Origin of the sequence: Amycolatopsis sp. GM8 (assembly GCF_021653975.1) — a bacterium.
In the GTDB taxonomy this organism is placed as follows: domain Bacteria; phylum Actinomycetota; class Actinomycetes; order Mycobacteriales; family Pseudonocardiaceae; genus Amycolatopsis_E.
In genome coordinates this window covers 535,335-560,668 of record NZ_JAJKFK010000005.1, presented here as the reverse complement: position 1 = coordinate 560,668, position 25,334 = coordinate 535,335, and the positions used below count along the sequence as shown (strand labels likewise).

The 25,334-nt window shown below is 69.5% G+C and carries 20 protein-coding genes, 3 tRNA genes and 1 pseudogene; 12 read left to right on the top strand and 12 right to left on the bottom strand.

What is annotated here, in order from left to right; all coding sequences use genetic code 11:
- The first annotated feature begins 59 nt into the window (after nucleotides 1-59).
- Entirely contained in the window at nucleotides 60-659 is a 600-nt protein-coding gene (locus tag LOZ83_RS26130; RefSeq protein WP_236794299.1) for a TetR/AcrR family transcriptional regulator, read from the top strand.
- On the opposite strand, the gene LOZ83_RS26125 is transcribed toward LOZ83_RS26130, so the two are convergent.
- Entirely contained in the window at nucleotides 640-1,779 is a 1,140-nt protein-coding gene (locus LOZ83_RS26125; RefSeq protein WP_236794298.1) for an ankyrin repeat domain-containing protein, read from the bottom strand. The genes LOZ83_RS26130 and LOZ83_RS26125 overlap by 20 nt on opposite strands.
- 93 nt (nucleotides 1,780-1,872) lie before the next feature.
- On the opposite strand from LOZ83_RS26125, the gene serA reads away from it, so the two are divergent.
- From serA to LOZ83_RS26095, 6 genes are all read left to right on the top strand, one after another.
- Nucleotides 1,873-3,471 (top strand): phosphoglycerate dehydrogenase, encoded by a 1,599-nt coding sequence (serA, locus tag LOZ83_RS26120; RefSeq protein WP_236794297.1) that lies wholly within the window; start codon nucleotides 1,873-1,875, stop codon nucleotides 3,469-3,471.
- 101 nt (nucleotides 3,472-3,572) lie between these two features.
- On the top strand, nucleotides 3,573-6,872 hold the full coding sequence (locus LOZ83_RS26115; protein WP_236794296.1) for a S8 family serine peptidase: 3,300 nt from the start codon (nucleotides 3,573-3,575) through the stop codon (nucleotides 6,870-6,872).
- Between the two features lie 200 nt (nucleotides 6,873-7,072).
- Complete coding sequence (locus tag LOZ83_RS26110) at nucleotides 7,073-8,116, top strand: 3-isopropylmalate dehydrogenase (protein WP_236794295.1); 1,044 nt, start codon at nucleotides 7,073-7,075, stop codon at nucleotides 8,114-8,116.
- Nucleotides 8,117-8,301: 185 nt separating this feature from the next.
- Nucleotides 8,302-9,906, top strand: a complete 1,605-nt coding sequence (cimA, locus tag LOZ83_RS26105; protein WP_236794294.1) for a citramalate synthase — start codon at nucleotides 8,302-8,304, stop codon at nucleotides 9,904-9,906.
- A 22-nt stretch (nucleotides 9,907-9,928) separates the two neighbouring features.
- Nucleotides 9,929-10,687: a fumarylacetoacetate hydrolase family protein gene (locus LOZ83_RS26100; protein ID WP_236794293.1), complete on the top strand. Its 759-nt coding sequence runs from the start codon at nucleotides 9,929-9,931 to the stop codon at nucleotides 10,685-10,687.
- Between the two features lie 67 nt (nucleotides 10,688-10,754).
- Nucleotides 10,755-11,489: a class I SAM-dependent methyltransferase gene (locus LOZ83_RS26095; protein ID WP_236794292.1), complete on the top strand. Its 735-nt coding sequence runs from the start codon at nucleotides 10,755-10,757 to the stop codon at nucleotides 11,487-11,489.
- A 114-nt stretch (nucleotides 11,490-11,603) separates the two neighbouring features.
- On the opposite strand, the gene LOZ83_RS26090 is transcribed toward LOZ83_RS26095, so the two are convergent.
- Entirely contained in the window at nucleotides 11,604-12,827 is a 1,224-nt protein-coding gene (locus LOZ83_RS26090) for an FAD-dependent oxidoreductase (protein WP_236794291.1), read from the bottom strand.
- A gap of 88 nt (nucleotides 12,828-12,915) precedes the next feature.
- Between LOZ83_RS26090 and gltX the strand changes: the two genes are divergently transcribed.
- The 4 genes from gltX to LOZ83_RS26070 all read left to right on the top strand — a co-directional run bounded on the left by gltX (nucleotide 12,916) and on the right by LOZ83_RS26070 (nucleotide 15,543).
- The gene (gene gltX, locus LOZ83_RS26085) at nucleotides 12,916-14,394 is read left to right on the top strand and encodes a glutamate--tRNA ligase (RefSeq protein ID WP_236794290.1); all 1,479 of its coding nucleotides are present in this window, start codon (nucleotides 12,916-12,918) and stop codon (nucleotides 14,392-14,394) included.
- A gap of 116 nt (nucleotides 14,395-14,510) precedes the next feature.
- Nucleotides 14,511-15,254, top strand: coding sequence for an HAD family hydrolase (locus LOZ83_RS26080; RefSeq protein ID WP_236794366.1), 744 nt, complete (start codon nucleotides 14,511-14,513; stop codon nucleotides 15,252-15,254).
- Nucleotides 15,255-15,347: 93 nt separating this feature from the next.
- Nucleotides 15,348-15,419: transfer RNA gene (locus LOZ83_RS26075), tRNA-Gln, on the top strand.
- Nucleotides 15,420-15,470: 51 nt separating this feature from the next.
- Nucleotides 15,471-15,543 (top strand) — tRNA-Glu (locus LOZ83_RS26070).
- 425 nt (nucleotides 15,544-15,968) lie between these two features.
- Here LOZ83_RS26070 and LOZ83_RS26065 read toward each other — a convergent pair.
- The 8 genes from LOZ83_RS26065 to LOZ83_RS26030 form a co-directional block, all read right to left on the bottom strand.
- On the bottom strand, nucleotides 15,969-16,241 hold the full coding sequence (locus LOZ83_RS26065) for a hypothetical protein (RefSeq protein WP_236794289.1): 273 nt from the start codon (nucleotides 16,239-16,241) through the stop codon (nucleotides 15,969-15,971).
- 31 nt (nucleotides 16,242-16,272) lie between these two features.
- Nucleotides 16,273-18,609: a hypothetical protein gene (locus LOZ83_RS26060; protein ID WP_236794288.1), complete on the bottom strand. Its 2,337-nt coding sequence runs from the start codon at nucleotides 18,607-18,609 to the stop codon at nucleotides 16,273-16,275.
- A 22-nt stretch (nucleotides 18,610-18,631) separates the two neighbouring features.
- Nucleotides 18,632-18,703: transfer RNA gene (locus LOZ83_RS26055), tRNA-Pro, on the bottom strand.
- A 1,015-nt stretch (nucleotides 18,704-19,718) separates the two neighbouring features.
- Nucleotides 19,719-20,918, bottom strand: coding sequence for a sensor histidine kinase KdpD (locus LOZ83_RS26050; protein ID WP_236794287.1), 1,200 nt, complete (start codon nucleotides 20,916-20,918; stop codon nucleotides 19,719-19,721).
- Entirely contained in the window at nucleotides 20,915-21,577 is a 663-nt protein-coding gene (locus LOZ83_RS26045; RefSeq protein ID WP_236794286.1) for a response regulator transcription factor, read from the bottom strand. The genes LOZ83_RS26050 and LOZ83_RS26045 overlap by 4 nt, the downstream gene beginning before the upstream one ends.
- Nucleotides 21,577-22,302 carry an FAD:protein FMN transferase gene (locus LOZ83_RS26040; protein ID WP_236794285.1) on the bottom strand — a complete coding sequence of 242 codons (726 nt, stop codon included), beginning with the start codon at nucleotides 22,300-22,302 and terminating at the stop codon, nucleotides 21,577-21,579. The genes LOZ83_RS26045 and LOZ83_RS26040 overlap by 1 nt, the downstream gene beginning before the upstream one ends.
- Nucleotides 22,302-22,730 (bottom strand): FMN-binding protein, encoded by a 429-nt coding sequence (locus tag LOZ83_RS26035; RefSeq protein WP_236794284.1) that lies wholly within the window; start codon nucleotides 22,728-22,730, stop codon nucleotides 22,302-22,304. Before LOZ83_RS26035 ends, LOZ83_RS26040 begins: the two co-directional genes overlap by 1 nt.
- Before the next feature lie 12 nt (nucleotides 22,731-22,742).
- On the bottom strand, nucleotides 22,743-24,065 hold the full coding sequence (locus tag LOZ83_RS26030; RefSeq protein WP_236794283.1) for a ferric reductase-like transmembrane domain-containing protein: 1,323 nt from the start codon (nucleotides 24,063-24,065) through the stop codon (nucleotides 22,743-22,745).
- Between the two features lie 116 nt (nucleotides 24,066-24,181).
- On the opposite strand from LOZ83_RS26030, the gene LOZ83_RS26025 reads away from it, so the two are divergent.
- The gene (locus LOZ83_RS26025; RefSeq protein WP_236794282.1) at nucleotides 24,182-24,691 is read left to right on the top strand and encodes a DUF2231 domain-containing protein; all 510 of its coding nucleotides are present in this window, start codon (nucleotides 24,182-24,184) and stop codon (nucleotides 24,689-24,691) included.
- 26 nt (nucleotides 24,692-24,717) lie between these two features.
- On the opposite strand, the pseudogene LOZ83_RS40855 reads toward LOZ83_RS26025, so the two are convergent.
- Nucleotides 24,718-24,906 (bottom strand): annotated as a pseudogene (locus LOZ83_RS40855) (transposase); the annotation flags it as partial.
- 72 nt (nucleotides 24,907-24,978) lie between these two features.
- A complete protein-coding gene (locus LOZ83_RS40850; RefSeq protein ID WP_374202712.1) occupies nucleotides 24,979-25,332 on the bottom strand; it encodes a transposase in 354 nt (117 codons plus the stop codon).
- Nucleotides 25,333-25,334 lie beyond the last annotated feature (2 nt).

Genomic DNA, 25,334 nt, shown 5'->3' with positions numbered 1-25,334 from the left:
ATTTCCAGACTAGACTAGACGTCGCGTCTAGACAAACCGTCCCGGGTATCGTCTCTCGCATGCCCACCGCGAACACCGAGTCCCCCAGGCCGCGCTCCGGCAACCGGCGCGACGAGACCGCGCGGCTGGCCGTGCTGCACGCCGCGGACGATCTGCTCGTGGAGAACGGCTTCGGCGCGCTCACCGTCGAGGCCATCGCGCGTCGCGCCGGTGTTGCCAAGCAGACGATCTACCGCTGGTGGCCCTCGAAGGTCGAAATCCTCCTCGACACGCTCATCGAAGACAGCGACAAACAGCTTCCCGTCCCGGCGGAAACGCCCACGGCGGAAAGCATCCGCGGTTATTTGCGTGGCTTCGCGCGCTTCCTCACCCGCGACCCGGCCGGCAAGGTGCTGCTGGCGCTCCTCGCCGAGGCACAGCACGATCCCAGCACGGCCAAAAGCCTGCACACGCGCTATCTCGGTCCACGCCGGGCCCAGGAACGCCAACTGCTCGCGGGCGCGATCGACGCCGGCGAGATCTCACCCGAACTCGGCCCCGACGCCACGCTCGACGCTCTAGTCGGCCCGATCGTCTACTGCGCCCTGACGGGCTCGAGCATCCCGCGCGGTCTGGTCGACACCCTCGTCGCGGACCTGCTCAAGCCTCGCGCCGGCTGACTGTCGCGCTCGCCAGCAGTGCCTTCGCCTCGTGCCGGTCGAAATGCGTCGCCCAGCCCAGTGGGGTGCTGCTGAACAGCTCATCCTCGATCGACGGGTCCGCGCCCGCCTCCAGGAGCGCGGTGATCACGTCGAGCCGGTTGTTCTGCGCGGCCAGGTGCAGTGCCGTGATGCCCTGGCCGTGACCGGGCCCGCCGAACGTGCCGCGCCGGTTGACGTCCGCGCCCAGTTCCAGCAGCGCCCGGACCGTGGACTCCTGCCCGCACGACGCGGCCCAAGTCAGCGCGGTGCCGCGATAGACGTCCGCGTCGAGATCGGCGCCGCGGTCGGCCAGCGCTCGCACCGTGTCGACCCGGCCGTTGCGGGCGGCCCAGCTGAGCGCCTCGTCCCGGACCTCGGCCGGGTCGTCGCTGGGGCGCCAGAACGGGAAACCGCTGTGCGGCCGGTAGAACGCGCGCGGCGCGCCCGGGCTGTCGAGCAGGTCGACGCGGCCGAGCCCGGCGGCCACCCGCAGGTTGCCCGGCGCGAGGCTGTGCCCGGCGAGCAGCTCCGCGAGTTCGCGGTTTCCCCAGAACAACGCGACGACCAGCGGGGTGCCACCCGCACCGCGCCCGGACACGTCCAGTGGCGCACCGGCTTCGAGCAGCATCCGGGCGAGCCACGGGAGCCCGCTGTAGGCGGCCTGGTGCAGCGGCGTCCAGCCGTGCACGTTGCCGCGCGCCGGGTCCGCGCCGTGGTCGAGCAGCACCCGGCACAGCCGCTCGTCACAGGTGCCGGCGGCGAGCCCGAGGAGATCGTTGCCGTTCGTACCGGTTTGCCCCACCAGAGCGGGAAATTCGGTGAGCAGCGCGGCGAGGCCGTCGAGATCGTGGGCTTCGATGGTCCGGTAGGCGCGCGCGAACGGCTCGTCGTCGAGATTCGCGACATGTGCCGCCAGCTCGTCCCAGACTGTGAAACCGTGTTCGCGCGCGACGACCGTCCGGGCGTCCACGTCGGACAGTTCCGCCCCATACCGGTCGAAAGCCCCCACCGCGGCCGGATTGCCGTCCCGCGCGGACGCGAGCAGACCCGCGGCCCGCTCCGCGTAGTAATCGATTTCGCTCCTGAAGGCGTGCTGCACGCTGCTGAATTTAGCGCCCGGTAACGATCCTGTGAACAACGTGACTAGACTCCGGGGTATCCGCCGAGCTGCGTCTTCTTTGGGAGTCTGACTGTGACCAACCCCAGTAAGCCCGTCGTCCTGCTCGCCGAAAAGCTCGCGCCCTCCGTGCTGAGTGTGTTCGGCGATGAGGTGGAGGTCCGGCATGTGGACGGCACCGACCGCCCCGCGCTCCTGGAAGCGGTGAAGAGCGCCGACGCGCTGCTCGTCCGATCCGCCACCCAGGTCAACGCCGAGGTGTTCGGCGCGACCAGCAAGCTCAAGGTCGTCGCCAGGGCCGGTGTCGGGCTGGACAACGTCGATGTGCCCGCGGCCACCGCGCGCGGCGTGCTCGTCGTCAACGCGCCCACTTCCAACATCGTCTCCGCCGCCGAGCACGCCGTCGCGCTGCTGCTCGCCGTCGCCCGCCGCGTGCCGGCCGCCGACCAGAGCCTGCGCGGCGGCGAGTGGAAGCGCAGCTCTTTCACCGGGGTCGAGCTCAACGGCAAGACCGTCGGCGTCATCGGCCTCGGCAAGATCGGTCAGCTGGTCTCGCAGCGCCTCGCCGCGTTCGGCACCACGATCGTCGCCTACGACCCGTACGTCTCCGCCGCGCGCGCCGCGCAGCTGGGTATCGAACTGCTGAGCCTGGACGAGCTGCTCAGCCGCGCCGACGCGATCTCGATCCACCTGCCGAAGACGCCCGAGACCAAGGGCCTCATCGACGCCGAGGCGCTGAAGAAGACCAAGCAGGGCGTGATCATCGTGAACGCCGCGCGCGGTGGGCTGATCGACGAGGAGGCCCTGGCCGACGCCATCCGCAGCGGCCATGTCGGCGGCGCCGGGATCGACGTGTTCGTCACCGAGCCCACCACGGCCAGCCCGCTGTTCGAGCTGCCCAACGTCGTGGTCACCCCGCACCTGGGCGCCTCCACGGCCGAGGCGCAGGACCGCGCGGGCACGGACGTCGCGCACTCGGTGCGCCTCGCGCTGCGCGGGGACTTCGTGCCGGACGCGGTGAACGTGTCGGGCGGCGGCGCGGTCGGCGAAGAGGTGCGCCCGTACCTGTCGCTGACCCAGAAGCTCGGCACTGTGGTGTCGGCGCTGAGCCAGCAGGCGCCCTCGTCGGTCACCGTGAAGGTGAGCGGCGAACTGTCCAGTGAGGACGTGTCGGTGCTGCAGCTCGCCGCGCTGCGCGGGGTGTTCTCCGGCGTGGTCGAGGACCAGGTGACGTTCGTGAACGCGCCGCGGCTGGCCGAGGAGCTGGGTGTGGGCGTCGAGCTGGTCACCGAAACGGAGAGCCCGAACTGGCGGAGCCTGGTGACCGTGCGCGCGGTGCACAGCGACGGCAGCTCGGTGTCGGTCTCGGGCTCGGTCAGCGGCAAGAGCGAGGTCGAGAAGCTGGTCGAGGTCAACGGCCGGCATTTCGACATCCGCGCCGAGGGCAACATGCTGCTGCTCGAGTACCCGGACCGGCCGGGCATCATGGGCCGCGTCGGCACGCTGCTCGGTGAGGCCTCGATCAACATCGAGGCCGCGCAGATCAGCCAGACCACCGACGGCACCGACGCCGTGATGCTGCTGCGGGTGGACCGCGAGGTCGACGCGCACCTGCTGGAGCCGATCGCCGCGACCGTGGGCGCCCGGACCATTCGCGCGGTTACTTTCGAATAACACGGTTCCCCAACAAAAGTCGGATTCCTCCATTTCGCCCTAGAAGGCCGCCGGGTTCCGGGTTAAGTTCGCTGCCTCGCCATGATCAGGAGAGGACTCGGATGAGAACCTGGGCCCGGCGGTCTTCCGCGGCCGTTTTCGCCATCGCCTTGACGGCCGCGGTCGTCGGCACGGCCAGTGCGGCACCCGAGGACGCGCTCGCGCCCGGTCTTCCCACCGCGAAGGTGGACGCGACCGGCCTCGTGGGCAAGCTGTCCCAGCGCATCACGGCCGCGCACGGCACGACGACGGCGTTCATCGAACTGGCACCACAGCCGGCGGTCGACGCCTTCAACGCCGAGCAGGCGAAGGGGAGTGGCACCGAGAAAGCCAAGCAGGCGGCCAATTCCGCCAAGGCCGGCGTCACCGGAGCGGTGAACGCGGTGCTCGGCCAATTGCGCTCGCTCGACGCGGGCACCAAGAAGCTTTTCCAGACTTCGAACGCGATTTCCGGTGTGGTCGTCACGGCGGACGCGGCGAAGATCCGGGAGATCGCGCAGCGTCCGGACGTCGTGGCCGTCCGGACGGTCGTGCCGAAGAAGCGCGAGAACACCAGCGCCGCGCAGCTGACCAACACGCTCACCGCGTGGCAGCAGACGGGCCGGTTCGGTGACGGCGTCAAGGTCGGCGTGATCGACGACGGCATCGACTACACGCACGCCGACTTCGGTGGCCCCGGCACGAAAGAGGCGTACCAGTCGGTCGATCGGACGAAGCCGACCCCGTTGTTCCCGTCGGCCAAGGTCGCCGGTGGCACCGACCTCGTCGGCGACGACTACGACTCAGCGGGCACGTCGGGTTCCCCCGACCCGGTGCCCGACCCCAACCCGCTGGCCTGTGGCGAGCACGGCACGCACGTCGCCGGCACCATCGGCGGCTTCGGCGTCGGCGCGGACGGGAAGACCTTCACCGGCGACTACGCGAAGCTGACCGCCGACTCGCTGGGCGCCATGCGGGTCGGCCCCGGCACGGCGCCGAAGTCGCTGCTGTACGCGATCAAGGTGTTCGGCTGCGAGGGGTCGACGAACGTCACCTCGCAGGCGCTGGACTGGGCGCTGGATCCCAATGGTGACGGCGATTTCTCCGATCACCTCGACATCGTGAACCTGTCGCTGGGCAGTGACTTCGGCGCGCCCGACGACCCGGACTCGCTGTTCGTGCGCAAGCTCGCGAAAAATGGCGTGCTGTCGGTGATCTCCGCCGGCAACGGTGGCGATCTGTTCGACGTGGGCGGTTCGCCGGGCAACACGCCCGAGGCGCTCACCGTGGCGAGCACCCGCGACGCCTCCGTGCTGCGCGACGCCGCCGACGTCACGGCGCCCGCGAACCTCGCGGGCCGCAAGGGCGGTCAGTACAGCCAGAGCTACACCGGGTACGACACGCTCGACGCGACGAATTCCGTGGTGAAGCTGTCCACGGCGAACGCCGACGGCTGTGCTGCCTACAGCGCCGCCGACAAGGCCGCCGTGGCGGGCAAGTACGCCTGGCTCGAATGGGACGACAACGACGCGACCCGCGCCTGCGGTTCGGCCGCGCGGGCGAACAACGCGCAGGCGGCCGGGGCGAAGGCTGTGCTGCTTTCGTCCGGTGTGGAGCATTTCGCGGCCGGGATCGCGGGCAACGCGGCCATCCCGATGTTCCAGTTCACCGCCTCCGCGACCACGGCCGTGCGGCCCGCGCTCGACGCGGGCACGCTGACCCTCCGCCTCTACGGTGCCGGCCGGGCGAGCCTGCAGACCTTCGACCAGTCCATTGTGGACTCGCCGAGTTCCTTCACCTCGCGCGGTGTGCGCGGCCCGGCGGTGAAGCCGGACCTGGCGGCGCCGGGTGACACGATCTCGTCGGCGTTCCGCGGCAGCGGCAACGACCGGACCGTGCTCTCGGGCACGTCGATGGCCGCGCCGCACACCTCCGGCATCGCGGCCCTGGTGCGCCAGGCGCATCGGGACTGGACGGTGGAAGAGGTCAAGGCCGCGCTGATGAACACGGCGGGCCACGACGTCACCGCGGGCGGGAAAACGTATGCGCCGCAACGGGTCGGCGTCGGCCGGCTGGACGCGAAGGCCGCGCTCGACACGTCCGTGCTGGCCTATGTCAGCGACGACCCGGGCACCGTGAGCGTCGGCTTCGGCACGGTCGAGGCGGGCAAGCCGCTGTCGCTGACCAAGACGATCAAGGTCGTCAACAAGGGCAACCGTGCGGTCAACTTCCACGTGGCCTACCAGGTGATCGACCAGCTGCCCGGCGTGCAGTACACGCTGTCCACCAGCTCGGTGCGGCTGGTGCCGCACGCGACCGGGCTCGTCCGGGTCACGCTGAAGATCACCGACCCGGCCGCGCTGCGCAAGATCATCGACCCGACGATGCAGACCGCGCAGGCGGACCTTGCCCGGCAGTTCCTCGCCGACGCCTCGGGCCGCGTCGTGTTCACCCCGCTCGCCGGGGCCGTCCCGCTGCGGGTGCCGGTCTACGCGGCGCCGAAGCCGGTTTCCGCGATCACCGTGCCGAACTCGCTGGGCTTCAGCGGTGACCAGGCCGTGCTCGGGCTGTCCGGTCGTGGTCTGGACCAGGGCAGCGGCAGCCAGCGGTACCAGTCGCTGATCAGCGTGCTGGAGCTGCAGGCGACCTCGCCCAAGCTGCCGCCGTGCCGCGGCGATCTCACCGAGGGCTGCACGATCAACGGCACCGCCAAGGGTGGCGACCTGCACTACGTCGGCGTCGCTTCGACGGCTCCGGCGGCGAAGCAGGCGGGCTCGCCGCAGGACGCGCTGCTCGCGTTCGGCATCGCGACCTGGAGCGACTGGGCGAACCTGGGCAGCAACACGATCCCGTTCGTCGACATCGACACCACGGGGGACGGCCGGCCGGACTTCGAAAGCTACGTCACGAAGGCGACCGGCACGGACGTGCTGCTGGTCAACACGGTGAACCTGAACGTCGCCGGTGAACCGTCGGTGGGCCTGGCGGCGGTGAACGGCCAGCTCGGTGATGTGGACACGAACGTGTTCGACACGAACGTGGTGGTGCTGCCGGTCAGCCTCACCGCGCTCGGTATCGACCCGGCGGCCGCGAGCCACCGGATCAGCTACACCGTCGGCGTGGCCGGTTACTACCCGGCGCCGGGCAGCCCGAACTCGATCATCGACGCGGTGAGCACGCCGTTGTCGTTCGATCCGCTCGCGCCCGGTTACACCATCCAGGGCTCGGGCGGCCCGGCGCTGGTGTACACCGCGAAACCGGGCGGCCAGCTGCTGGTCACCCGCAACCCGGCGGCCGCGGCGGCGGACACCGGCGACGGCCTGCTCGCGATCGAGCACCACAACGGGACGGGGTCGCGCGCACAGGTGATCAATTTGCGCTGAGTCGGTGTGGAGGGGCGCCGCACGCCCGTTGGGGCGTCCCTTCACCCACCCGTTCGAGTGTCTCGTGCCGTGGGAAGTTACGGCATAAGGGTGGTGCCGCTTCGACTGATTGGCAACGCCCGGTAACCTCCCCGTCGCAGCAGTTTTCGTGCGAATGGGGCTCGACGGACCTCACCGCACTGGTCGACGGAGGTGTCTGGATGCGACTCGCGGTGATCCCAGGAGATGGGATCGGACCTGAAGTGATCTCCGAGGCGCTCAAGGTACTGGCCGAAGTCGCGCCTGGTGTGGAAACCACTACCTACGACCTGGGTGCCGCCCGCTGGCACTCGACCGGGGAACTGCTGCCCGAGTCCGTGCTCGGCGAGCTGCGCCAGCAGGACGCGATCCTGCTCGGCGCAGTCGGCGATCCGAGCGTGCCGAGCGGCATCCTGGAGCGCGGCCTGCTGCTGCGCCTGCGGTTCGAGCTCGACCACCACGTCAACCTGCGGCCGGCGCGGCTGTACCCGGGGGTGCGCGGCCCGCTCGCCGACAGCTCCACCGAGATCGACATGCTCGTCGTCCGCGAAGGCACCGAAGGGCTGTACGCGGGCAACGGCGGCCTGCTGCGCAAGGACACCGAGCACGAGATCGCGACCGAGGTCAGCGTCAACACCGCGTTCGGGATCCGCCGGGTCGTCGCCGACGCGTTCAACCGCGCGGAGGAGCGCCCGCGCAAGCACCTGACGCTGGTGCACAAGACGAACGTGCTGCTGCACGCCGGTTCGCTGTGGTCGCGGATCGTCGAAGAGGTCTCGCTCGAGCACCCCGACGTCACCGTCGCGTACTCGCATATCGACGCCGCGACGATTCACCTGGTGACCGACCCGTCACGGTTCGACGTGATCGTCACCGACAACCTCTTCGGCGACATCATCACCGACCTGGCCGCCGCGGTCACCGGCGGCATCGGGCTCGCGGCCAGCGGAAACCTCGACATCACCCGCCGCAACCCGAGCATGTTCGAGCCGGTGCACGGCAGCGCGCCGGACATCGCGGGCCAGGGCCTGGCCGACCCGACCGCCGCTGTGCTGTCGGTCTCGCTGCTGCTGGACCACGTCGGCCAGCGTGAGGCGGCCCGCCGGATCGAGGCGTCGGTCGCCTTCGACCTGGCCACCCGTGACCAGGCGAATCCCGGTTCGACGCACGCGATCGGCGACCGGCTCGCCGCGCTCGTCTCTTCCAACACCCGCCCCGCCGCCTGAGTTTCCGCGCACCCGCCGGGTTCCGCGCCCGGCGTGTGTGTGGCATAGTGGATTCATGACTTCGTACGCCGTGATCATTATCGGCAGGCGCGCCGGGTAGTGTCCGCATCGGACACCGGCGCGCAAACCTCTCGCACCCTGCGGGAGGTTTTTTCTTTGCCTTCAAGCAGTTCGAGGAGACGATCGTGATCCGCACCGAGCCCGCCGGTACCCCACTCGGCGACGAGTTCCACCTCTACGACACGACCCTGCGCGACGGCGCGCAGCGCGAGGGGATCTCGTACTCGGTGACCGACAAGCTCGCGGTCGCCCGGCTCCTCGACGAATTGGGCGTGGGCTTCATCGAAGGTGGCTGGCCGGGCGCATTGCCCAAGGACACCGAATTCTTCGCGCGGGCCGCCGCCGGCGAACTTTCCTTGCGGCACGCGGTACTCGTCGCGTTCGGCGCCACCCGGAAAGCCGGCAACACAGCGGAAAACGACGCACAGGTGCGGGCCCTGCTCGACGCGCGGACTCCGGTCGTGACGCTTGTCGCGAAGTCCGACCGCCGCCACATCGAGCGCGCGCTCCGGGTCGACGTCGACGAGGCGTGTGCGATGGTCTCCGACACCGTCTCGTTCCTCGTCCGCGAGGGACGGCGGGTTTTCCTTGACGCGGAACACTTCTTCGACGGTTACGGCTACGACCCGGACACCGCGCTGCGCGTCCTCGACGCCGGTGCGAACGCCGGTGCCGACGTGGTCGTGCTGTGCGACACCAACGGCGGCCAGCTGCCGCTCGATCTCGCCGAGACGGTGCGCGAAGTCAAGGCGCGCACCGGTTTCCGGCTCGGTATCCACTGCCAGGACGACACGTCCTGCGCGGTGGCCAACAGCATCGCGGCGGTACAGGCCGGCGCGACACATGTGCAGTGCACCGCGAACGGTTACGGGGAGCGGGCCGGCAACGCCGATCTGTTCGCCGTGACGGGAAACCTCGTGGCCAAGCTCGGGATGGCGGTCCTCCCGACCGGTGGACCCGCCGAGCTGACCCGCGTCTCCCATGCCCTTGCCGAAATCGCGAACATCGCCCCCGACACCCACCAGGCCTACGTCGGGGCATCGGCCTTCGCCCACAAGGCGGGGCTGCACGCGAGCGCGATCAAGGTGGATCCGTTGTTGTACAACCACATCGATCCATCGACCGTCGGCAACGACATGCGGGTCCTGGTCACCGAGATGGCCGGCAGGGCCAGCCTGGAGCTCAAGGGACGTGAGCTCGGGGTGGACCTTGCCGGCCGGCCTGAGGCGCTCACCAGCGCCGTGGCCAAGGTGAAGCGGCTGGAGGCCGAGGGCTGGTCCTTCGAGGCCGCCGACGCTTCGCTGGAGTTGTTGCTGCGCAAGGAAGCCGGGGAGAGCCTCGACGACACACCGTTCACTTTGGAGTCCTACCGGGTGGTCCTGGACCACCGCGGCGACGGCGAGGTGATCTCCGAGGCGACCGTCAAGGTGCACGTCAAGGGCGAGCGGGTGATCCAGACCGCGGAGGGCAACGGCCCGGTGCACGCGCTGGATGCCGCGCTGCGCAAGGCTTTGCTGCCGTATCTGTCCTGGTTGGACACTGTGGAGCTGGCCGACTACAAGGTGCGCATTCTCGCCGGGCACCCCGGCACGGACGCGACCACGCGCGTGCTGCTGCAGTCCAGCGACGGCGATCGCGAGTGGACGACGGTCGGCGTGCACCCCAACATCGTGGAGGCCAGCTGGCTCGCGATGTGCGACGCCCTGGTGCACAAGAACCTGCGCGGCTGAGCTTTGTTGCTAGGGTGGGTTCGTGCGGTTAGCTCGGATTGCTCATGCCGGTGGTGTCGCGTTCGCGTCGATCGAAGGGGACGAGGTCCTCGAGATCGCGGAACATCCCTTCGGCAACCCCAACTTCACCGGTAAGCGCTGGCCACTGGCCGACGTCCGGCTGCTCGCCCCGATCCTGCCGTCGAAGGTGATCGCGGTCGGGCGGAACTACGCGGCGCACGCGGCGGAGTTCGGCAACGAGGTGCCCGCCTCGCCGATGACCTTCCTCAAGCCGTCGACGAGTGTGATCGGCCCGAACGCGGCCATCAAGCTGCCCGCCGAGTCCGAGCGGGTCGACTTCGAGGGCGAGCTCGCGATCGTGATCGGCCAGCCGGTGAAGAACGTGCCGGCCGCGCGTGCCGCGAGCGTCATCCTCGGTTACACGATCGCCAACGACGTCAGCGCCCGCGATCTGCAGAAGGCCGACGGGCAGTGGGGCCGGGCCAAGGGTTACGACACGTTCTGCCCGCTCGGCCCGTGGATCGAGACCTCGATCGACGCCTCGGACCTCGCGCTGCGGACCGAGCTGAACGGTGAGGTCAAGCAGAACTCGCGCACCTCGCTGCTGATCCACAAGATCCCCGAGCTGGTCGAGTTCGTGTCCGGCGTGATGACGCTGCTGCCCGGTGACGTGATCCTCACCGGCACCCCCGAGGGCGTCGGCCCGATGACCGACGGCCAGTCCGTGTCGATCACGATCGAGGGCATCGGCACGCTGACGAACCCGGCCCAGAAGGCATAACGCATCGTCGGATTCCGAACACGCACCCGGCGCCCGCCCGATCGGCTTGTCCTCTAAGCTCGCGCCCGTGACGATTCCCGAGCGTACGTCGGACTTCCTGAATTCCCTGGTCGTGGGCGAGCCCGGTGACTGGGCGACCGGAAAGGGACACATCGCATATCCCACCCGGGCCCAGGTCCTCGAGATGTCCGTGGCGATCTCCCGCGATGTTCCCGGGAACATCGTCGAGTTCGGCACCTGGCAGGGCCATTCGACGCGGGTCATCCGTGACGAGCTGTGGAACGCCCGGGTGTGGAATCCGGGACGGCGCAAGCGGATCTTCGCCTGCGACTCGTTCGAAGGGCTCGCCGAGGACTACGAGCACCTCAAGGCCGGCACGTTCAAGACCGCCGTGCCGCGGCTGACCGGCGTGCGGATCGTCAAGGGCTACTTCGACGACACCCTCACACCGGAGCTGGCGAAGGAGGTCGGCACGGTCAGCCTCGCGCACCTCGACGCCGACCTGTACAGCTCCACCGTCACCGCGCTGAAGTGGCTGACCCCGCTGCTGCGCCCGGGCAGCCTGCTGCTGTTCGACGAGCTGCTCGGCGAGGACCCGGCCGAAATGCGCGCGCTGACCGAATGGGCGGACGAGACCGGCACCCGGCTCGCGCTGATCGGCCTGTTCGGCCGCCACCCCAGCGGTCGCGGTGACATGACCGACCGCCGCGGCCTGTTCCAGGTGGTGGGCGAGGAGAAGGTCCGCACCCCGCCGCCGCTGCTCCCGACGCGCCTGCGCCGCAAGATCGCCTCCACCTGGTAACCGCGAGTCCGACCCCCACGACCCCGAGTCCGACGCCCAGGACGGCGAGTCCGACACTCGCGACGGCGAGTCCGACGTTCGCGATCCTGAGTTCGACGCCCAGGACGGCGAGTTCTACGGTCGGCGCGCGAATTCGGGGGCGTGTTCCGGCAGGAGCCCGACCCCGATCAGGTAGGCCGGGATCCGCTTCGCACCGGGGATGAGGCCCAGCACTCGGGCGAGCATCTTCGGCGGACCGCTGCGGCGGCCTTCGATCGCCGGCCGCACGATGACGCGGTGCATGAGGCGCTGGATCGCCTGCACCAGCTTCGTCGGCAGCCAGCGGCGCCGGTGCACGCGCGCCAGGTCGCGCCGGGTCACCCGGCCGTCCCGCAGCGGGCCGGCGAGCAGCCGGGCCGTGGCGACCGCGTCCTGTACCGCGAGGTTGATGCCGACCCCGCCGATCGGCGACATCGCGTGCGCGGCGTCGCCCATGCAGAGCAGCCCGTCGGCGTGCCAGCGGCGCAGCAGGTTGAGCCGCACGTCGAGCACGTGGACGTCGTCCATCGACTCGAGCTTGCCGACCTGGTGGGCCAGATCCGGCAGCACCTCGGCGACCCGGGCGCGGAATGCGTCCAGCCCCTCGGCCCGCAACTGCGCGTCCAGGCCCTTGCGGGCGAGGTAGGCGATTTGGAAGTAGCCCTCGCGCGGGATGACGATCGCGAAATGGCCGCGCCGCATGCCCGGCACGAGCGCCGCGCGCTCGTCTCCTTCGCGTGGCAGCCGGAACCACCAGGTGTCCATCGGCACCGGGAACTCGTGCGGCCGCAGGCCCGCGAGCGTGCGCACGATCGACCAGCGCCCGTCGCAGCCGACTGTCAGCTCCGCGGCGATCTCCCCGAGCTCGCCGCCCGCCGTCCGGTAGCGCACCCCGGCGACCCGGCGCTTGTCGTACCGCAGGCCGATGACCTCGGTGTTCATCCGCAGGTGGAAGTTCGGCTCGTCGCGCCCGGCGTCCGCGAGCAGGTCGAGCAGATCCCACTGCGGGACCATCGCGACGTACGGATGCGGCACGTCCAGCAGGCGGAAATCGGCCACCGTGAGCGTGGCGCCGCCCTCGGTGGGGAGCGAGACCTCGTTCAACCGGCTCTGCGGCAGCGCCGCGAACTTCTCGCCCAGCCCCAGTTCGTCCATCAGCGTCAGGGTTGAGGGGTGCACGGTGTCGCCGCGGAAGTCCCGCAGGAAATCGCCGTGCTTCTCCAGCACCGTCACGTCGACCCCGGCCCTCGCCAGGAGCAGCCCCAGCACCATCCCGGCCGGCCCGCCGCCGGCGATCAGGCAGGTCGTGCGTTCCGTCATCGCCCCCACCCCATTTTCATCATCCGTTGAATAACTCCAGGATGGCCCAGGGAAATGCCGTCGTCAAGCCGGATAGTCTGGATGGGCTATGACTGACGTACGCGCACGCTTCTCGCCCTCGCCGACCGGCACCCCGCATGTCGGGCTGATCCGCACGGCGCTGTTCAACTGGGCCTTCGCCCGCCACCACGGCGGCACGCTGGTGTTCCGGATCGAGGACACCGACGCCGCGCGGGACAGTGAGGAGTCCTACGAGCAGCTGCTGGACGCGTTGCGCTGGCTCGGCATCGACTGGGACGAAGGCCCCGACGCCGGCGGCCCGTACGGCCCGTACCGGCAGAGCGAGCGCCGTGAGACCTACGCCGACATCGCGCGCCGGCTGCTCGAGGCCGGTGAGCTGTACGAGGCGTACTCGACCAACGACGAGGTCGAGGCGCGCCGCAAGGCCGCGGGCCAGGACCCCAAGCTGGGCTACGACAACTTCGACCGCGAGCTCACCGACGAGCAGCGCGACGCGTTCCGTGCAGAAGGCCGCGCGCCCGTACTGCGGCTACGCATGCCGGACAAGGACCTGGGCTGGACGGACCTCGTGCGCGGCCCGATCAGCTTCCCGGCCGGCAGCGTGCCCGACCCGGTTCTGGTGCGTGCCAACGGAGATCCGCTGTACACGCTGACCAATCCGGTCGACGACGCGCTGATGAAGATCACGCATGTGCTGCGCGGCGAGGACCTGCTGCCCTCGACGCCGCGGCAGATCGCGCTGTACGAGGCGTTGCGGCGGATCGGTGTCACCGACTTCACCCCCGAGTTCGGCCATCTGCCGTACGTGCTGGGGGAGGGCAACAAGAAACTGTCCAAACGCGACCCGCAGTCGAATCTCTTCAACTACCGGGACCGTGGGTTCATCCGCGAAGGCCTGCTCAACTACCTCGCGCTGCTCGGCTGGTCCATCGCCGACGACCGGGACGTCTTCAGCGTCGACGAACTGGTCCAGGCCTTTGACATCGGCAAGGTCAGCGCCAACCCGGCTCGGTTCGACGTGAAGAAGGCCGAGGCGATCAACGGCACGCACGTGCGGGCGCTGCCGGCCGAGGACTTCGTGCAGCGGGTGATTCCCTACCTGACCAGCGCCGGTGTGCTCCCGGCGCGGCCGAGTGACGAGCAACTGGCCACGCTGCGGACGATCGCGCCGCTCGTGCAGGAGCGCGTGACCGTGCTCGGCGACGCGGCCGGGCTGGTGCGCTTCCTGTTCGCCGATGAGGAAAAGTTCGCGCCCGAAGAGGACGCGGCCACGAAGGCGCTCGGACCCGACTCGGAGCCGGTGCTGCGCGCCTCCATCGAGGCACTCGAAGGGCTGTCGTCGTGGGAGGCGCCCGCGATCGAGCAGGCGCTCAAGAACGCCCTCGTCGAAGGGCTGGGTCTCAAGCCCCGCAAGGCTTTTGCCCCGATCCGGGTGGCTGTCACCGGGCGCACCGTATCGCCGCCGCTGTACGAGTCGATGGAACTGCTTGGCCGGTCGACATCACTCGGTCGGCTGATGCGCGCACTGCCGGACAACCGAGCGTAGAGGGTTACGATCGCGAATCGACCGGCCCAATCACCTTGTCGGTCGAATCGCGAAAACGCTCTGTCCCCTAGCCTCGCTGGGTGGATTTCGCGCGCCCCCGTTCCGCTGCCCCGTTCATCACTCTCGGCACCCCGGCTGACCCCTGGAGTCCGCCGAGCCTGCGGCTCGTCTGCCTTGACATCGATGACACCCTGATCGACTTCAGCGCGGCCTGCCGGCGCGCGCTCGCCGTGCTGATCGGGCGTTCCGATATGTGGCCGCTGTGGGAGAGCATCACCGACCGGCATGTCGCGCTGGTGGTGGCGGGGGAGCTCGACTACGCCTCGATGCACTTCAGACGCACCCAGTGCTTTCTGGGGGAACTGGGTGTGGTGGTGGACGCGGAGGATGTCAGACGGTTCGAGGTGCGGCGCAAGGACCTGGTGCGCCGGTCGTGGCGGTTGTTCGACGATGTGCTGCCCTGCCTGGACTGGCTGAGAGCCGCAGGTGTGCTGCTGGCGGCCGTGACCAACGCCTCAGGCGCGCATCAGCGGGTGAAGCTGGCCGACCTGGGGCTCGCCCGGTTCTTCGATTATGTCGCCATCGCCGGTGAGATCGGGGTCGCCAAGCCTGATCCCGTGATGTTCCACTCGGTGTGCGCGCGCCTCGGCTGCGACCCCGGTGAGGCGGCGCACGTGGGGGACAAGCTGGGGACGGACGCCGTCGGGGCGCGGGATGCCGGCCTGGAGGGTGTCTGGCTGGACCGGCACGAATCGGGCACCGACGCGCCCGAGGGGGTGCACGTCATCAGCGGCCTGGACGAGCTGCCGCAGCTGCTGGTCAGCGAGTTCGCCCGGATCGGCGTACCGGCGCAGCGGTGATCCCCGGCCCCGGTGCGGGGCTGTGCAGGGGTGTGAGCTACTATTTTTTCTCGGCGGTGCTGGTCCGGATCGCGACCGGAACAGCGAAACCGTTGGGGTATGGTGTAATCGGCAGCACGACTGATTCTGGTTCAGTTAGTCTAGGTTCGAGTCCTGGTACCCCAGCTGCGAAGAGGCGAAGTTACTCTGGTAAGTTCTTCTCCGCAAGAAAACCTAGCCCCCGTCGTCTAGCGGCCTAGGACGCCGGCCTCTCACGCCGGTAGCGTGGGTTCGAATCCCATCGGGGGTACGTACAGCATGCACACGAACGGCGCCTACTCTACGGGTAGGCGCCGTTTGCTTTGCGGGCGGTCATGTGGCCGGTCCTTTCTGGCTGGGTGGCGATAGTCGATAGGTCGGCCGCTGGAAGCCGGATCTCGATCCTGGTCCCATCGGTGGCGCCTGTCAGGTGCGCGGTGGGCTGGGGCATCTCGAAGAGTCGTCGTTGGGCTTGCCGGGGTTGGCCTCGGCGGAGGCGTTGAGCTCTGCTCCGGTGGCGAGGGCTATTCTCCTTTGGGCTTCCAGCTCGTCGTAGGTGGCGCGTAGGCCTTGGATGACGGCCTCGTCGGGGCCACTGTCTCGGGGTGCTGCACGTTGCCGGCCATCCTGCGTCCGCAGGAAACCATGCCGCGCAACAGGTACGTGCGATAAGCGTCGGCGTGCTGCGCGGCGGGCTTACATCCACTTTGGAATCGGCGGTTCGTGGATGGGGTTGGGTGACCAGACCCACTTGACCGGGTCGTTGACGTTGCCTCGCTTCGAGCGCATCGCCCCGCGGTTGAAAACCTGGTTGGGGTGCGGATTATATTTGCCTTGTAGCCGTGCGGTGGAGCCGCGCCCGCGCTGGGCGGCGTCAGACAGCAGGTCTGCGATCCCGCCGTCCTGGGCGATGGGGATGTCGAACCGTTCGTACTTTTCCTTGCGGACACGCCATGCTATTGACTCCACTGGGTGGAAAGTGATCGTGGCGATTGGTGGCTCAGTCCCCGAGACCGCCGATCAGCGGCAAACGATCCTCGTGGAGTCGCAGGAATGGGTGTTGGTTCTGGGCCCAGCCGACGAAGCGCTTGCCGTCACCGTGCGAGGCCGTTCCGGTTGTGGTGAAGCGCCCGCCGTGGAGGACGTGTGCGAGCCCGTCCGCAGCGGACTCGAGGGTGGTGCCGTGGGTCTGCTGCGCAAGCCGTTCCGTGTGTGCGGATTGTGTTGCGGGTTCGCAGAAACTGAGCAGGAACACGGCCTGCCGCCAGGCGTAGGCCGCCTGTTTCACCTGGATGAGCGCGGCGTGCGGGTGTGTGTTGGGCTGGATCATCCTGCGGATCGCCCAGTCGAACGCGCACCATGACAGCTCCGGTGCGACATCGCGCAGGGCATCGGTGAGGCCCAGGCCGTCGACCAGCACGGCCAGGTTGTGGGTGGTGAGGATCTGGCTCTGCTCCAGCACCATCCCGTTGGCCGCGACCGACCAACCCGAGGTTGCCGCCCGCTGGTGACACAGCTCTGCGAAGTCTGCTGTGGTTTTCTTGCCCCAGCGCAGCACGGTGCGCTGCTTGTCGGGCCAGTTCGCGGGCAAGTCGTAGTAGCGGGCGTAGACCGTGCCGGCAAGCAGCCGGCTCGCGACCACCGCGGCTTCGCGCCATTTGGGCGTGAAAGTGCCCATGAAGATGTCCGCGGCGACTTCCTCTACGAGAGGAAGGTTCAGCTCAGCTTGCTTGGCGAGCGCCTTGAACTCGGATACCAGGGGGTTCGGCAGCAGGGCGTGCGGGAACGAGGTGAGCGCCAGCATTGTGGTCTGCCGCAGCGTGTGCAGCGCGGCCGAGGCGATGCTGGGCCGCTGTGAGCGGAAAGGTGTGAGCGCGGTCACCCAGGGCAGTTCGGTGAACTGAACCTGGTGTTCGAGGTTGAGCAGCAGCAGGCTGCGGCGGCGGCGGAACGCCGTGTAAGCCTGCTCGTAGAGGCCGGAAACAATCGGGTCATCGATCGCCGAGCTCAGGAGCCGGGCGGTGAGTTGCGGCAGCACTGTGGCCAGCGTGTCGCCCGAGGTGATCACACCCAAGCGGATGAGCTCGTCCGCCGGTGCCTCCAGCGAACGCATCGCCTTGCGCACCAATGGCGCCGGGATCCTGGTGCCGTCAGGAACCTCGGCGTTGGCCTCTGTTTCAGACACCTGCGCGGCCGCGATGTCCGGCGACGGCAGACCTCCGTCCGGCGGATAGCGATCCAACCGACCCGCCAGCACACCAGCGATCGCCGCGTTGGTAGGTGCCGCGATCGTCGCCGCTTGCGCCGCGCGCCATGAGTCGCGTTGCGGTGTCTTCGGAGCTCCGCGGTGGCTGACCGTATTGGCAATTGTGCGGCGAATCCAGCCGACCTCCCGTGCGGAAAGCAGGCCGCTGCCATCAGGGCAGGCTTCCAGCGCGAAACGCAGCCTCGCGAAGTTGTTCCTCGGGTTGTTCTGCCTCCCCGCCGGCCTGTGCTGGCGGCATGCTTCGGCGAAGTCGAAGAGCCAGTCGGCCCTGGTCTGGACCCAGTCAGCGGGCCAGCGTCGGCAAGGCCATCCACCGCGGACTTGCGCGTTGTCATCCAGACTCGGCAACTCGCCTTCAACGGTGCGACACCACATCGCGACCAGCCGCTCGTATAGCGGATCCCACACGGTCAGCGCGGCGCGCATCGTCGCAACCTGCGGCGGTACACATATCGCCCGCAGCGACCCAGCGGCATCCCGCACCGAGATGACCCGCACAGTCGACGGCGCCGGCCGGGCGGCCGATTCGAACCGCGGTGTGAGCCGCAGCCGGTGCATCAGCGGCCGCAACTCCGCAACCAGATCCAGCGCCTGCTCGGCGAAACCCCGATCAAGCAACAAAGCCACCACCGGAAGAGCCGCGTCCTCGGGCACCTCAACCCGAAAGCGCCCAGCACGGACAGCGTCCACCAGTTCAGCCTGTCCCGCATCGCTGAGGTACCACAGATTCAGCCGTTCCCGGTCGTTCACCCCGGGCACCTCCGCTGGGAGTGCGGCCGCCCGCGTGTTCTCGTCCTCCGTCAGCGGCACCTCAGCCAGATAGCGGCCGGTCGCGAAACCGCCCTGCGCGACCTCCAGCGTCACCCACGCCGGGGTATCCGCGACCGGGGTACGCGAACCCACCGTCAGCGTCCCGTCAGCCATGCCCCGAACGACATCGTCCCAGCGCCGCACCTTGCGCAGGGCTCGCTCACGATCCGCGCCGCGACCAGCGGCGCTCGCCGCGGCCAACGCCTGCGCGAGCCGATTGGTCGCGTAATCGGGCGAAGCGATGCGGAACTCATCGGACACAGCGGACTCCCCACGTGGGCAGACATGGAGGCGGGACTCGAACCCGCGCCCTCCCGGTCCCGAGCCGGGCGATCTACCGCTGATCTACTCCATGAGGTGCGCCGATCCTAACCACAGCCACAGATCCGACGCTCGGGAATTTACGGTGCAACACCCCGGATGGGGTCACTGCTGACGCTGTTGCCCTCTGCCGTGGTGGACGGGCCCCCGCCGCGCTGTGCGGCTGCGTGCTGGCCTGCTGGAGGGAACAACGCGCCCGGGCTCACGACACCGTCCCGGCTGGGACCCAATGGGTCGAACACCATGCATCGGCCATCACCGGATTCGCTGTGTCCGCTGCGGTGTTCGTCGGGCTGCGAAGCCGTCATCGGCATTCCCACCATGGGTGTCGGTGCCGTTGCCGGCGCGGCCCAATCCGGCGAATTCTCCTGGGCTGAACTACGTAAAGGCACCCTTATCGGCGCTATCAACCGGCCCACTCGACGCCCCGACCGGCAAGGCCCTCAGCTGGGCAGGCGGCAAAATCCTCGGTGCCCTCGCTCGGGGCTGGAGCGCGGCAGCACCGTCGAGGCCATCGGCGCGGTCGCCAACCGAGAAGTCTCCACCGCCGCAGGACCACGGCTCGCGCCGGCACCACAGTCACCGCGGACGCGGTCGAGGTGACGGCCGCCAACACTGCAAGACCCGGTCCGCGCACTGGGCTGCCACCGCTTCGACCCAGCCACCCCCGCACTGCTCGCCAGCGGTCTCACTAAAGCCGTCGGCGACATCCACGTCGGTGACGTCGTCCTGTCCTCCGACCCCAAACCGGTCGAACCGAACCAGGGCCCGCGACCGCGGTACACACTCGCCAACCCCGACGGGACTACCGCCACCGTCGAGAACATCGCCAACCACATTGCCGCGAACCTGATGCGCGACCTCACCGTCAAGCCAGCTCTACACCTACACCTGCTCGCAGGCTCCACACCCATCCTCGTCCACAACTGCGGACCAGTCGCCGGGGTCGAAGAATTCAATCCGGGAATCCTTTCCGATGGCACGAACTGTGTGGGGCCATCAGACTGCCGAGAACCCTGATCGTCCTCAGTGGACATTCGGCCGAGGGGTCACGCCGCGCGGGGGAGGGTGAGGCGCAGGATCGCGCCGCTGGTGGGGGAGTTGTGGGCGGAGACCGTGCCGTTGTGGCGGGCGGCGATTTCACTGACCAGGGCTAGGCCCAGGCCGTAGCGGCGGCGGTCGCCGGGGGAGGGTGGGCCTGAGGCGAAGCGGGCGAACATGGTGGGCATCACCGCGGGGTCGATGCCCGGACCGTCGTCGGACACGGTGACTGTGACGTGCTTGGCCGAGGTGACTACGGCGACTGTCAGGGCGTGGGCGGCGTGGCGGATTCCGTTGTCGAGCAAGGCAGCCACCGCGCGGCGTAGGGCTACTTCGGTGCCGTTGACGACAACCGAATCGCCGAGAGCGAGGTCGAGCCGGACGCCTGCCTCGTCGGCGGCGGGCTGTGCGGCGGACACGGCATCACGCACGACGCTCGTCAGGTCGATCCGCTTGCGCGGGGAGTCCTGGCCGGGATCGGCAGCCAGCAAGAGATCTTCGAGGATTTCGGTCAGCTGGCGGGCGTCGGTAACGAGGTCGTCCACTTCGGACTTGAGCGGGGTCTTCGCGGCATGGCGTTGCAGCAACTGGGCGCGCGTGCTGATCAGGGTGAGCGGGGTGCGCAGCTCATGCCCGGCATCGGCGACGAACCGGCGTTGCAGGGACAGCGCGCGGGCGAGGGGCACGATGGCGCGCCGGCCGGACCAGGTTCCCGCGGCGGCGGCCAGGACGAGACCCGCCGCGCCGGTGACCAGCAGTGCCTTCAACAGCCGCCCGCGCTCGACATGAGCCGGGTGCAGGTCGAGCACAGCCTGCACGACCTCGTCACCGCGCCGCTCGGTGAGCGTCCGGTACTGGCCGTGCCGCACGGAAATGTCGGACGTGCGGGTGGCGCCGTCGGCCCGGGTGGCGGCGAGCGCGCCACGGTCGAGGGCCTCGGGCGGCATACCGGGGCCGACGTCGAGGTGCCCACCACGTTCGATGGCCAGCCAGACCCCGGCCGGCGGGTCGGTGACGTCGTCGGTCCGCTGCACGGTGGTGGTCAGCAGCGTGTTCTGGTCAGCTTGCTGGCTGCGCAGCAGCACCAGGATCGTGACCCCGCACAACACCCCGACGGTGACCGCGACCGCGAGCGCCGCCTGCAGGCCGGCGGCCAGCGCGGTGCGGCGGATCATCCCGGCCTCGGGTGCGGAGTTGCCGTGGCTCACGCGGCCCGGCCGAGCTGGTAGCCGCGTCCGCGGACGGTGTCGACGATCCGGCGACCGAGCTTGCGCCGCAGGTAATGGATGTAGGTGTCGACCACGGCCTCGTTTTCGGCGTCGTCGAAGACCAGGGAAAGCAGCCTGGTCCGGGAGAACACGTGCCCTGGCCGGGTGGCCAGCAGCGCGAGCAGGGCGCATTCGCGTTCAGACAGCCGGACCGGCTCGGTCCCGTCCCGGGTGACCAGGCGGGTGTCGAGGTCGAGCCGCGCGCCGGGCAGGGGCAGGGTGCGCGCGGTGTCGAGGTGCCGCCGGCGCAGGGCGCGCAGCCGCGCCAGCAGTTCGTCGATGTCGAACGGTTTCGCGAGATAGTCCTCGGCCCCGGCGTCCAGACCGACCACCCGGTCGGCGGGATTCGCGAGCGCGGACAGGATCAGCGTGGGAGTCACCACGCCGCGCCCGCGCAGGCGGGCGAGCAGGTCGAGCCCGTCGACCGCGGGCAGCCCGCGGTCCAGCAGCAGCACGTCGTAGCCGCGGGTGAGCCCCAGGTGCAGACCGCGCTGGCCGTCGGCGGCTTCATCGACGTCGTAGCCCTCCTCCGCGAGCAGCCGGGTGAGCATGGCCAGCAGCCGCGGGTCGTCCTCCACCACCAGCACCCGGGGGTTCATCACGCCATTGTGCCTGGTGAGACGAGCAGATCGCGCAGCGCGGCGGAGCGGTGCACCCGGCGTTCGGCATCGACGGCGTGTACGAGACAACCAGGCTGGGCGGCGGCCCAGCTGATCCCGTCGCGGCCGAGAGCGAAGGCGGCTGTGGAGACCGCGTCGGCGGTCGTGAGGTCGGCGGCGACCACGGTGAGGCTGACCAGTTCTCGTGCGGGCCGTCCGGTGCGGCCGTCGAAGATGTGCTCGCCGCGTTCGTAGCTGCCGGAGGTCGCGACCGCGCGGTCGCGGACGGCGAGCACCGCGCACACCGCCATCGGCTGGTCGGGGTGGCGGATCCCGACCGACCACGTGCGGCCCGCGGCGATGACATCACCGCCGGCATTGAGGCAGAACCGCGTCACCCCGGCCGCACGCAACAACTCGCCCGCGCGCTGCGCCGCCCAGCCCTTGACGATGCCGGACGGATCGAAACCCCGGCCCGGCAACCGGGCGCGAAAAGCGCCGCCGCTGAGCCCTTCATAGGTCTCACACAAGCCCACGATCTCGCGCATTTCCGCGCTGTGCGGCCCGTCCGGATCGAACTGCGTGACCTCACTGTCGTCGCGGAACGGGCTGAATCTCCGGTCCACCTCGCGCAGCCAGGCGAAGGCCCGCTCGGCCGCGTCTTGTTCATCGTCGGGCAGGTCGAGGGAGATCGGCAGGCCCATGATCTGCCGTACCAGCCGCATCAGTGTCCCTTCGCATCCAGTGCGCCTTGCAGCGACTGCGCATAGGCCTCACTGGTCGCGGTGGCGCCGGAGACGGTGTCGATGTGCGCGCTCTGCGCCTGTAAGGCTTCCTGCCGCAGGGTCGGCGCGGCGGCATTGGCGATGCGCTGGCTGTGCCGGTCGCCGGGTTCGGTGATCAGTGCGATATCGGTGATCCGGGTGCCGCTGAAGGTCACCCGCACTTGGTATGGACCAAAGTCGCTGTCGACTTCCGGACCGTCCACAACGGACTGGTTGCCGGGCGGGTTCGGCGGTGCCGAGGCGATGGACGAAGACGCCGCGGGTGCCGGGGCCGCGACGGGGTGTGCGCCGGCGGGCGCCGGCCGGTAGCGCACCAACGGCAGCACGGCCGCGATACCCAGCAACGCGATGACGAGCGCCTTGCGCATCGGGAGCTCCTTTCAGGCCGCGAAAGCGAAACGTTCGGTGTGGCACTGCCTGTCGGGGACGCCCAGTTCGGCGAGCGTGCTCCGGACGGCGTCGGCCATCCCGGGCGGGCCGCACAGGTAGACGTCGCGGTGCCGGATGTCGGGCACCATCGCGGCCAGATGCTGGGGTCCCATCATCGGACCGAAGCGGCCGATCGCCGTAGACGGCCCGAGCACCACGAAAATGCGCGCGCCGCACTGGGCGGCCAGCCACCGCAGCTCGTCGGCGAGCACGGCGTCGCGGCTGGTGCTTGCCCGGTAGATCAGCGCGATGTCGTCCCGCCGCCCGGCCACGAACTCCTCCAGCAGCGCGCGTACCGGGGTCACCCCGACACCGCCGGCGATCAGCAGGACCTTGCGCCGGGTCCGGCGCCGCGCGGTGAACGCGCCGTACGGGCCCTCCGCGAGCACCCGCGTACCGGGCCGGACATGCCGCAGCCAGGCGCTGCCGTCGCCGAGCGCCTTGACGGTGATCCGCAGCCGCCGCCCGTCCGGCATGGCGGACAGCGAATAGGGATGGGCCTCCCACCAGTGGCCGCGGGTGAGGAACCGCCAGAGGAAGAACTGCCCGGCCCGCGCCGGCAGCATGCCCAATGCGCGGCCGGTGATCACCACCGACACGACATCGGGGCTTTCCGCCACGACCGACTCCACCCGCAGCCGGTGCCGCAGGTTGCGCACTAGCGGCAGCCCGATCCGCGAGACCGCGACCACGCCCAGCGCCAGACCGTAGAGCGACCACCAGTACAGGCGGCCGACCGGCGCCCCAATGAAGTCCTGGCCGATGCTCACCTGGTGCAGGAACCCGAGCACGACCGCCAGGTAGGCGAGTAGGTGCACGAGATGCCACGACTCGTAGCGCAGCCGCCGCCGTGCCGCGCGGGCCGAGGTCACGCCGACGACGAGGAGCAGGACGAACGCGATTGCCGCCAGTAGCACGTCGTCGGTGTGGAACACCAGCGTGCCCACCTCGCCGAGCACGGACGAGCCGTCTTGCGCCGCGTACCCGAGCGTGATGAACACGACGTGCGCGACGACCAGCCATACCACCCAGAACCCGGTCCAGCGGTGCCACAGGGTCAGCCGGTCCAGGCCCAGCCGGCTTTCCAGCCACGGCAGCCGCGAGATCAGCACCAGTTGGAGCACGAGCGCGAGAGCGCCGTAGAGCCCGGTCAGCCGGCCCACCGCGGTCAGCATCCCGCCGGGCGCGTCGAGTTCGTGACCGAGGACGAACAGGTCGGTGACCCACGCCGCGTTGAGGCCCACCAGGGCGAACAACCACCATCTCGCGTTCACGAAGCCCAGTCTCGGCGCGTTTTCTGGGTGAAACCTTGGAGCGCCCCGGCTCCAAGAAAGCTCCCAGATTTGCCCGGAAGGCTGGGCGCGTCGAGATCGTCAATGGGGAGTTCGCCTTGCCTGTCTTCATCTCTGGTCTGCCGCTGCACGTGCTGGTCGTGCATGCGGTGGTCGTGCTCGTGCCGTTGTCAGTGGTGGCCGCGCTGACCGTCGCGCTGTGGCCCGCGGCGCGCCGCCGCTACGGCTGGATCGCGGTGGGTCTCACCGCCGTGGCGACGGTGTGTATCCCCGTCGCGACCAGCAGTGGGGAGGACCTGCGTGACCGGCTGGCGTCCAACCCGCTGATCCGCCAGCACGCGGAACTGGGCGACCAGCTGCTGATCTTCGTGGCCGCGCTGCTGGTGGTGCTCACCGCGCTGGTGTGGTTCGCCCGGCGCGCGCCGCGCGAGGCACCCGGCGCGGCCCGGCGCCCGATGCGAGTGGTGGTGCCGGTGCTCATGGTGCTCACCGTCGGGTTCGCCGCGGTCTCGGCGGTGCAGGTGGTGCGCATCGGTGACTCGGGCGCCCGCGCCGCGTGGAGCGGCGTGCAGTACACCGCACCGCAGCACCACGGCGACGAGGGCTGACACTCCTGGCGCGGGTAACAGGCTCTTCACAGTTGAGGGTGTAGGAGTTGGGGCCTGAAGCTGCCGGTCTCGAGCAGGCTGCGGGCGATGTAGTTGGTGAGGTTCCTGAACCCGAGTGCGCTGCCGCGGAGGTGTTCGAGCCTGCCGTTGATCGCCTCCGTGGGGCCGTTGCTGGTGCCGGGTCGGTCGAAGTAGGCGAGCGCGTCGGCGGCCCCGCTTCTGCAACGTTCTGCCGAGCTTGGCGACCTCGGCCAACGCCTTGGGTACGCCGGTCTCGAGGTCGTCGATCAGCCGTCCATCGCGACCACCTCGACCGCGTCGCGCCAGGGACCAGGGCGTTCGATGAGCCAAGTCTTGAAGGCCTGCTTGGAGCGACCCTCGACCATGTCCAGCAGGCGCGCAGGTCCGGTGCCGTCGCGGACCGGTGTGAGGTCGGTGATCACGGTGACGTACTTGTCACCACGGCTGATGTGGCGCCACACATGTCCGCAGCCGGTGCAGTTGTGGCGGCGGATCGTGACCAGCAGCGTCGTGGGCCGCCAGCCGAGCGGCTCGTGGGCCAGGCGCCGGGGCAAGCAGAAGGTTGTCAGATCGGGGTGGGCGAACGTGTGCGAGCGGTCGCAGACGGTGGCGTCGGGCACGT